We start from the raw sequence: 8330 nt of genomic DNA, 5'->3' as shown, positions 1-8330 counted from the left end.
CATCACCTCACAGAAAAGTATAAGAAAAAGTCTCAAGGGGCGGAGCAGGGGTCCGGACGGGCGGAGTAGGGCTCGCGGGCGGATCTCGTCGCCACCGCTGTCACAACCGTTGACCTTGCCCCAACACCCCCCTACCGTTTCGGCGTTCGGAGTATCAGATGGCGTTCGAAATCACGAACAACAGGGAGTCGTATGAGCCACCGCGAAGTGCCCAGCCGCAGAAACGTGCTGCGAGGAACCCTCGCCGCCGGCGCCCTCGCCGCCGCGCCGCTTCTCGCCGAGGCACCCGCCCGGGCCGCCTCGCGGGCACCCGCCTACCGCAACCCGCTCGTCGAGCAGCGCGCCGACCCCCACGTCACCCGCCACACCGACGGCCACTACTACTTCACGGCGACCTCGCCCCAGTACGACCGCATCATCCTGCGCCGCTCCCGCACCCTGCGGGGTCTGACGCGGGCGGAGGAGTCCGTCATCTGGCGGCGCCACACGAGCGGCGACATGGGGTCGCACATCTGGGCGCCGGAACTCCACCACATCAACGGCAAGTGGTACATCTACTTCGCCGCGGCCCCCGCCGACGACGTGTGGAAGATCCGCATCTGGGTCCTGGAGAACGCCAACGCCAATCCCCTGAAGGGCAGTTGGACGGAAAAGGGGCAGCTCACCACGGCCTGGGACACCTTCTCCCTGGACGCCACCACCTTCACTCACCGCGGCAGCCGCTACCTGGCCTGGGCGCAGTACGAACCCGGCATGGACAACAACACCGGCGTCTTCCTGTCCCGGATGGCCAACCCTTGGACGCTGACAGGACCTCACATACGTCTGACCACACCCGAGTACGAGTGGGAGTGTGTCGGCTTCAAGGTGAACGAAGGCCCGTCCGTCATCCAGCGCAACGGCCGCGTCTTCCTCACCTACTCGGCGTCCGCGACCGACTTCAACTACTGCATGGGCCTGCTCACCGCCGACACCCGCAGCGACCTGATGGACCCCGCCTCCTGGTCCAAGTCGCCGACCCCCGTCTTCACCAGCAACGACACGACCAAGCAGTACGGCCCTGGCCACAACTGCTTCACCGTCGCCGAGGACGGCCGCACCGACGTCCTCGTCTACCACGCCCGCCAGTACAAGGACATCGTCGGCGACCCCCTCGACGACCCCAACCGGCACACCCGCATCCAGACGTTCGGCTGGAAGGCCGACGGCACACCGGACTTCGGCGTCCCGGTCGCCGACGGCCCGGCGTCCTGAACGCCCCAACAGGGGGTCACCGCAGGAAGGGGCCGAGGAAGGAGCGCAAGAAGGCGTTGCGGAACTTCCCGCGCGGGTCAAGGCGCTGGGCCAGGGCGGCGAAATCGGCCGCGTGCGGATAGCGGTCGCCCAGCTCGGAGGGGTCGGCGCCGAACACCTTGCCCCAGTGCGGGCGGGGCGAGAACGGCGCCAGGCCCTGCTCTACCCGCGCGATCACCGGGAGCACGGCCGCCGTGTCCGGCACCCACGTGAAGTGGAACGCCGCGGTGTCCCGGCCGTGCGCGGGGCTCAGCCACTGGCTGTCGGCGGCGACGGTACGCACCTCGCAGACCTGGAGGACCGGCGCCACCTCGTCCCGGAGGGCGTCCAGAGCGTGCAGGGCGGCGGGTGCGTGCTCGCGCGGCAGCAGATACTCCGACTGGAGCTCGGCCCCGCTGCTCGGCGTGAACTCGGCCCGGAAGTGCGGAAGCCGCTCGTGCCAGGACCCCGGCACACCGAGCTGCTCGGTGCAGTTGACGGCGGGCATGCCCGGCACCGGATGCCGGGGCTCGCTCACGGGCGCCGCCCAGGGGAAACCGACGGCGGCCTCGCCGCGGTGCTTGAGCCACACCTGGTTGAAGCGCGGCCCGCGCCAGTCCGTGAACAGGCTCACGCTGTACGCCGCCGACGTCACCGCCTCGAAGTCGAGCTGTGCCAGGGCGAGTTCGCCGAACACGTGCTGGCTCACCGTGTAGAGCGGTTCCAGGTCGAGGGTGAGGGAGAGGACCACGCCGAGTGCGCCGAGCGCGACCACGGCGCCGTCGAAACCGTCCTCGCCACGGCTCAGTACGCGCGTCTGTCCGTCGGCGGTCAACAGCTCCACCGAGCGCACGACCTCCGCGAGGGACTGATTGCCGTTGCCCGAGCCATGGGTCCCGGTGGCGACCGAACCGGCCACCGAGATGTGCGGCAGCGAGGCCATGTTGGGCAGGGCGAGCCCGTACGAGGCGACGTGCCGGGCGAGTTCGGCGTACCGCACGCCGCCCGACACCCGAACCGTGTGCGCCCCGGTGTCCACGTCGACGGCCGGTTCGAGGGCGGCGAGCGACACCAGGGCGGTGTCCGCCGCGCCGCCGTCGACGTCCGCGATGCGGTTGAAGGAGTGGCCGCTGCCCAGGACCCGCACCTGGCGGCTGCCGGTGACAAGGTCGCGCAGGGCGGCCTGCGAGGCGGGCCGGTGCAGCTCGCCGGCGGAGAAGGTGATGTTCCCCGCCCAGTTGGTCACGGCACCGTCGCGTCCGGTGGCCAGCGCGTCAGTCATGTCCGGTTCCCTCCCTCGGGGCAGCGAGGACGCAGCCCCCGCCGCCTCATCCTCGTACGTCAGGCCGATCCGCGGATCACGAGCTCCGTCGGCAGGATCACCGCGGCCGGGTCCTCGCCGCCGATCTGGGCGAGAAGGACCCGCACCATCTCCGCGCTGATGCGGTCCCAGGGCTGGCGGACCGTCGTCAGTTCCGGGCGGGCCGTGAGGGCGGCGGGGGAATCGTCGAAGCCGCCGACCGCGATGTCCTCGGGCACGCGGCGGTCCGCGCGGTGCAGGGCCTCAAGCACGCCCTGCGCCATGAGGTCCGAGGCCACGAACACGGCGTCGAGGTCGGGTGCTTGGGAGAGGAGCCGGGTCGCGGCGGCCTCACCGCCCGCCCGGCTGTAGTCGCCGGACGCGATGAGCCGCTCGTCGACCGCGATGCCCTCCTCGGCCAGGACCTCGCGGTAGCCCGCGAGCCGTTCCACGCCGCCGGGGGTGTCGAGCGGCCCGGTCACCGTGCCGACACGACGCCGCCCGAGGGAGAGGAGATGGCGCACCATGTCACGGGCGCCGTCCCTGTCGTCCGCGGCGACATAGCTCATCTTGGATGCCTGGCCGATCGGCTTCCCGCAGGCCACCAGGGGCACCCCGGCCTCCCGCAACTCGTCGGCGACGGGGTCGCCGGAGTGGCTGGAGACCAGGAGCACTCCGTCGACATGCCCCGCGGTGATGTAGCGCATGATGCGGCGCCGCTCGTCGGGCGTGCCGGCCAGCATCAGGAGCAGCGGGATGTCGTGCGCGGCGAGTGCCTGCGTGCAGCCGCGGAGCAGGACGTTGAAGTTCGGGTCCTCGAAGAAGCGCTCCTGCGGCTCGGTGAGCAGGAAGCCCACCGAGTCGGAGCGGCCGGTGATCAGTGAACGGGCGTGCCGGTTGACGACGTAGCCGGTCTTGCGGATGGCCGCGTTGACGGCCTCCTCGGCGGAGGGGCTCACATAGTGCCCGCCGTTGAGGACCCGGGACACCGTGCCGCGCGAGACACCGGCCTCGCGGGCCACGTCGTGGATCGTCGGCGGCCTGCGCCTGCCCCCCGTTGCGTTCATGGTCACGACTTTACGGCTCCGGACAGCAGGTCGAGGCTCCAGAAGCGCTGGATGACCAGGAAGAGGGCGATGAGCGGTACGACGGCGAGCAGCGCGCCGGTGATCACGAGGGTGTAGAGCGCGGGGGTGTTGGAGCCCTGTTCGAGGAGCGTGAACAGGCCCAGCGTGATGGGGAACTTCTCGTCGTCGCTGAGCATGATGTAGGGGAGCAGGAAGTTGTTCCAGACGGCCACGAACTGGAACAGGAACACCGTCACCAGGCCGGGCACCATCATCGGCAGCGCGATCCCGGTGAAGATCCGCCACTCGCTCGCGCCGTCCATCCGCCCCGCCTCCACGACATCGCCGGGCACGGCGGCGGAGGCGTAGATGCGGGCGAGGTACACGCCGTAGGGGGAGAGGACGAGCGGCAGCAGGACCGAGGCGTAGGAGTCGGTGAGGTCGGCTTTCGCGAGCAGGAGGTACTGCGGCACGGCCAAGATCACCGGCGGCATCAGGACGCCCGCCATGAGGATGTTGAAGACGCTCTCGCGGCCGCGGAAACGGTAGACGGCGAGGGCGTAGCCGCTGACCGCGGAGACGGCCGTGGACAGGAGCGCGCCGAGACCGGCGTAGAGGGCGGAGTTGCCCATCCACCGCCAGTAGACGCCGTCGCGGTAGGCGGACAGGTCCGTGATGTTGTCGGCGAAGCCGCTGCCGGGCCAGAACGTGAATGTGGAGAACAGTTCACGGCCCGACTTGGTGGAGGCGATCACCACCCAGAGCACGGGCAGCAGGCAGTACAAGGCGCCGAGCACGAGCACGGCGGTCGGCAGGAGGGCGATCCGGCGCGGCGGGGGCGGGCCCTGCGCGGTGCCGGGGGTGGTGCCCGCGGCGGGCGCGGCCTTGCGGACGGCGAGCGAGCTCGGCGAACTCATCGGGTCGCCTCCTTCTTGGTGCGGGAGTTCGCGGCGCGCAGGAACCCGAAGGACAGGACGAGCGTGACGACGGCGATGATCACGGCGGTGGCGGCGGCCGAGTTGATGTCACCCTTGCCGAAGGCGTCCTGGTACACCTTCATCAGCGGACTCCACGTGGTGGAAACGGAGTTGGTGAGCGGTTTGAGGGTGCTGGGCTCGCTGAAGACCTGGAGCGTGGCGATGATCGAGAAGAAGAAGGTGAGCACGAGCGAGGGCGCCACCATCGGGATCTTGATCCGCAGCGCGATCTGGAGCTGTGAGCAGCCGTCCAGCTTCGCCGCCTCGTGGACCTCGGCCGGGATGGCCCGCAGCGAGGTGTAGATGACGATCATGTTGAAGCCGGTGCCGCCCCAGACGGCGATGTTGGAGAGCGCGAGATAGAGCGGTCCGCCGTCGAGGAGATCGGGCTGCGGCAGGCCCAGCTTGTCCAGGACGAAGTAGAAGGGGCTGACGTCCTGGAGGTAGAGGAACCCCCACAGGAGCGCGGCGATGACCCCGGGCACGGCGTACGGCAGGAAGATCGCCAGGCGCGTGAAGGGGGTGAGGCGTACCCGTTCGGTGTCCAGGAGCAGGGCGAAGAGCAGAGCGAGGCCGAGCATCACCGGGATGACGATGGCGCCGTAGCCGAGCACGCGCAGCGCGCCGTGCAGGAGTTCGGAGTCGGTCAGGGCGTCGGTGTAGTTGCCGATCCCGGCCCACACCTCGTGCCGGGCGTTCCTGCCCAGGCCCAGGCCTTCCACCTCGACCTTGTGCAGGCTGAGCCAGAGCGCGTAGCCGATGGGCAGCGCGAAGAAGAGCGCGAAGAGCAGGGCGGCGGGGAGCAGGAAGGCGTACGGGGCACTCTTGACCCCGTACGAGGTGCGGCGGCGCGGGCGTGCGCCGTCGGCGCGGCGGGGACGTGCAGGGGTCACGGCGCGACTCCGAAGCCCTGCTTCTCCAGGTCGGCGACGGTGGTGTCCTGCATGGTCTTGAGGGCGGCGCCGAAGTCGGACTTGTTCTTGGCGGCCGAGCCGAAGGCGTCCTTGAACGACGTGTAGGCGACGTTCACGTTCGGGCCCCAGGCGCCGGGCGCGGCGGTCTTCGCGATCTTCGCGGCCTGCGGGTAGAAGTCCTTCTGGCCGGCGAAGTAGGCCGGGGGCTCGGCGAACGCGCCGCTGGTCTGGGCGGCGGTGGCGGCGGGGTAGATGCCGCCTTCCTTCGCGAGCGCGTCCAGGGCCTTCGGGTCGGTGTTCAGCCAGGCGGCGAACTTGGCGGCGGCGCCCTTGTGGTCGCTGTCGGTGGTGACGGCGGTCGACGAGCCGCCCCAGCTGCCGGTGGTGTTCTCGCCCTTCGACCACTGCGGCAGCGGTGCCATGGCCCACTTGCCCTTGGTGTCGGGGGCGGCGGTGGTGAGGGTGCCGGGTGCCCACACGGCGCTCACCCAGGCGACCTGCTTGCCGGTGTTGAGGGCCTTGTTCCAGGCGGGGGTGTACATCGGCTGGTTGTCGATGGCGCCCTCCTCGACCAGGCCGCCCCAGAAGTCGGCGACCTTGCGCGTGGCGTCGTCGTCGATGCCGACCTTCCACTTCTCGCCCTCGGTGGTCCACCACTTGGCGCCGGCCTGTTGGGCGAGGCCCGCGAAAAGGCCGGAGTCGTTCGCGGAGAAGGTGGTGAGGTCCTTGCCGGGAGCCTTCTTCTTCAGGGCGCGTGCGGTCTTCGCGAACTCGTCCCAGGTGGCGGGGACCTGGAGGTCGTACTTCTCGAAGAGGTCAGCGCGGTAGTAGAACATCATCGGCCCGGAGTCCTGCGGTACCGCGTACACCGCGTCCGAACCGAGCGTCGTTTGCTGCCAGACGCCGGCGGGGAAGGCGGCCTTCGCCTTGCCCACCTCGCCGGATATGTCGGCGAGCGCGTCGTTGCTGACCAGCGTCGGCAGCGCCTGGTACTCGGCCTGCACCAGGTCGGGCGCCTTCTTGGCCTTGTGGGCGGTGAGGATCTTGGTGACGAGGGTGTCGCCGGAGGCCTGCTTCTTGACCGTGACCGTGATCTGTTCCTTCTTGCCCGGGCCCTTGTTCCACAGATCGACGACCTTGTCCATGCCGGGCGTCCAAGCCCAGTACGTCAGTGCGGCGGGCCCGGACTCCGCCTGGCTCTCGTCGTCCGACGAGCCGCAGGCGGTGAGGGCGGCCGCGCCGAGGGCGAGGGTGAGCGAAGTGGCGTAGAAGCGGCGGTGCTTCGTGAACGGCATGGATGGTCTCCCCTGACCGGGTGGCTGTGCCGACTGCGTCGAGCGGCCTGCCACGCATCTGTGAGCGTTCACAGTAGAGAAACATCCAGGACACTTGTCAATGGTTGTTGCTGTGCGGTTATGTTGAGATCAGGGCCGCGAAAGTGTGTGTGCACGTTCCCAATTGATGTTCCAGACTGTTGCTTCCAACTGATCGATGACTCGGGAGAGATCCATGCCGGAGAACACCCCCACGGGCCTGACCGGGCTCGCCTTCGGTGGGGACTACAACCCCGAGCAGTGGCCGGAATCCGTCTGGCGCGAGGACATGGCGCTGATGCGCGAGGCGGGCGTCACGATGGTGAGCGTCGGGATCTTCTCCTGGGCGCTGCTCGAACCGTCCCCCGGCGCCTACGACTTCGCCTGGCTCGACCGCGTCCTCGATCTCCTGCACGAGAACGGCATCCGCGCCGACCTCGGCACCCCGACGGTCGCGCCGCCCGCCTGGTTCTACCGCGCGCACCCCGAAGCCCTGCCCGTCACCGCCGAGGGCGTGCGCCAGGAGTTCGGCTCACGCGGCGCCATCTGCCACAGCAACGCCGCCTACCGCGAGGCGTCGTCCGGCATCACCGGGCAACTCGCCCGCCGGTACGCGCAGCACCCTGCGCTCGCGATGTGGCACGTCCACAACGAATTCGGGGTGCCGGTCTCCGCCTGCTACTGCTCCTCGTGCGCCGTGCACTTCCGGGACTGGCTCCAGACGACGTACGGCAGTGTGGAAGCGGTCAACGAAGCGTGGGGCACGGCCTTCTGGGGGCAGCGCTACGGCTCCTTCGCGGAGATCGAGCCGCCGCGCGTCACCCCCACGGTCGGCAATCCGGCCCAGGCCCTGGACTACCGCCGGTTCGCCGACGCCACCCTGCGCGAGAACTTCGTGCGCGAACGCGACATCCTGCACCGTCTGGCCCCCGGCGCCCCCGTCACCACCAACTTCATGACCGCGCTCAGCCAGTGCGACTCCCTGGACTACTGGGCCTGGGGCCGCGAGGTAGACATCGTCACCAACGACCACTATCTGATCACCGACGGCCGCCGCACCCACGTCAACCTCGCCATGGCCGCCGACCTCACCCGCTCCGTCGCGGGCGGCGCACCCTGGCTGCTCCTGGAGCACTCCACGTCCGGCGTCAACTGGCAGCCCCGCAACCCCGCGAAGGCGCCGGGGCAGATGGCCCGCAACTCCCTGGCCCATGTGGCGCGCGGCTCCGAGGGTGCCATGTTCTTCCAGTGGCGGCAGTCGCGGCGCGGAGCGGAGAAGTTCCACTCGGCGATGCTGCCGCACGCCGGCACGGACTCGCGGGTGTGGCGCGAGGTCGTCGAACTGGGTGCGTCCATAGAGCAGTTGGGCCCGCTGAAGGGGACGCGGACCGTCGCCGACGTGGCGGTGCTGTGGGACTGGCACTCCTGGTGGGCGCAGACCCTTCAGTGGCGGCCCAGCGAGGACCACGACGCACGGGAGCGCGCCG

At 69.8% G+C, this 8330-nt stretch carries 7 protein-coding genes; 2 read left to right on the top strand and 5 right to left on the bottom strand.

Annotation, left to right across the window (positions count from 1 at the left end; translation table 11 throughout):
• The first annotated feature begins 192 nt into the window (after window positions 1-192).
• Complete coding sequence (locus tag ACQKIP_RS32900; protein WP_365859773.1) at window positions 193-1254, top strand: glycoside hydrolase family 43 protein; 1062 nt, start codon at window positions 193-195, stop codon at window positions 1252-1254.
• 16 nt (window positions 1255-1270) lie between these two features.
• On the opposite strand, the gene ACQKIP_RS32895 is transcribed toward ACQKIP_RS32900, so the two are convergent.
• The 5 genes from ACQKIP_RS32895 to ACQKIP_RS32875 are packed head-to-tail and all read right to left on the bottom strand — an operon-like array spanning window position 1271 to window position 6825.
• Window positions 1271-2554 carry a D-arabinono-1,4-lactone oxidase gene (locus ACQKIP_RS32895; RefSeq protein ID WP_365859772.1) on the bottom strand — a complete coding sequence of 428 codons (1284 nt, stop codon included), beginning with the start codon at window positions 2552-2554 and terminating at the stop codon, window positions 1271-1273.
• A gap of 59 nt (window positions 2555-2613) precedes the next feature.
• Entirely contained in the window at window positions 2614-3645 is a 1032-nt protein-coding gene (locus tag ACQKIP_RS32890) for a LacI family DNA-binding transcriptional regulator (protein ID WP_365859771.1), read from the bottom strand.
• Complete coding sequence (locus ACQKIP_RS32885) at window positions 3642-4556, bottom strand: carbohydrate ABC transporter permease (RefSeq protein WP_365859770.1); 915 nt, start codon at window positions 4554-4556, stop codon at window positions 3642-3644. Before ACQKIP_RS32885 ends, ACQKIP_RS32890 begins: the two co-directional genes overlap by 4 nt.
• A complete protein-coding gene (locus tag ACQKIP_RS32880) occupies window positions 4553-5509 on the bottom strand; it encodes a carbohydrate ABC transporter permease (protein WP_365859769.1) in 957 nt (318 codons plus the stop codon). The genes ACQKIP_RS32885 and ACQKIP_RS32880 overlap by 4 nt, the downstream gene beginning before the upstream one ends.
• Window positions 5506-6825, bottom strand: coding sequence for an extracellular solute-binding protein (locus ACQKIP_RS32875; protein ID WP_365859768.1), 1320 nt, complete (start codon window positions 6823-6825; stop codon window positions 5506-5508). Before ACQKIP_RS32875 ends, ACQKIP_RS32880 begins: the two co-directional genes overlap by 4 nt.
• Window positions 6826-7039: 214 nt before the next feature.
• Between ACQKIP_RS32875 and ACQKIP_RS32870 the strand changes: the two genes are divergently transcribed.
• Window positions 7040-8330 (top strand): beta-galactosidase (locus ACQKIP_RS32870; protein WP_427744982.1); only part of this gene is annotated, 1291 nt, incomplete at its 3' end.

The organism is Streptomyces sp. NPDC059900, from assembly GCF_050270335.1.
Lineage (GTDB): Bacteria > Actinomycetota > Actinomycetes > Streptomycetales > Streptomycetaceae > Streptomyces.
The sequence above is the reverse complement of the archived record's forward strand: the minus strand, read 5'-3'. Positions and strand labels throughout refer to the sequence as shown.